We start from the raw sequence: 921 nt of genomic DNA on the forward strand, positions 1-921 counted from the left end.
TCGAGGTCAGCCCATGAGTAATTTTCGTTTACTTGCCGGGGAAATACTGGAGCTTATTGGTGGTGAAAAGAACGTTGTTTCTTTAACTCACTGTATTACTCGCTTAAGATTTTCCCTAAAAGATGGCAAAAAATTTAATAAAGCAGCATTGGATAAACTCGATGGCGTTATTCTGGCCGTCGAAAGTAATAACCAATATCAGGTGGTGATTGGCAATGACGTCACCACCGTGTATCGCCTTTTGGTGGACGAGTTTGGCATTAAAGGTGATGCCTCCTCGGACAGTGAAGGTGAAGCCGATGGCAAGAAAGGCAATCTTGTCGGACGTCTTTTCAATAAAATGTCCTCTATCTTGGTGCCGATTGTGCCCGCCTTGGCCGGTGCCGGGATGCTGAAAGCGTTTCTGGTGATCCTGTCGACCTACCACTTTATTGATACCGCAGGCAGTACCTATAAGATTCTGGCAGCAGCGAGCAACAGCGTGTTCTATTTCCTGCCGCTGCTGTTGGCATTTTCCTGTGCCAAGGCGTTCAATGCGCATCCGTTTGTTTCTGTGGCGATTGTCGGTGCGTTGCTGGAACCGACGTTTACCGGGTTGATGGCAAAGCAGGGGGATATTGTTGAGTTTCTCGGGGTTCCGGTGGTGTTGATGAAATATTCCTCCACGCTGATCCCGGCGATACTGGCTATCTGGGCCTACTCCTATCTGGAGCGATTGTTAAAACGCCTGATTCACCAAAGCATCGAGATGGTGGCCGTGCCGATGTTGGGGATGCTGATCATGGTGCCGGTGATTGTTATTGCCGTCGGGCCGATTGGTGTCTACCTCGGGGACGGTATCGGTGCGGGCATCGCTTACATGAATGGCGTGAGCGGCATGCTGACCGGGGCGATCCTGGGCGGTGGTTGGACGCTGCTGGT

1 protein-coding gene is annotated in these 921 nt (G+C 51.0%); it reads left to right on the forward strand.

The window, feature by feature from the left end; genetic code table 11:
* Nucleotides 1–13: 13 nt before the first annotated feature.
* Nucleotides 14–921: PTS transporter subunit EIIC (locus tag J5224_RS30590; RefSeq protein ID WP_264628794.1), on the forward strand; the 908-nt coding region annotated here is incomplete at its 3' end.

The organism is Candidatus Symbiopectobacterium sp. NZEC135 (assembly GCF_025962695.1).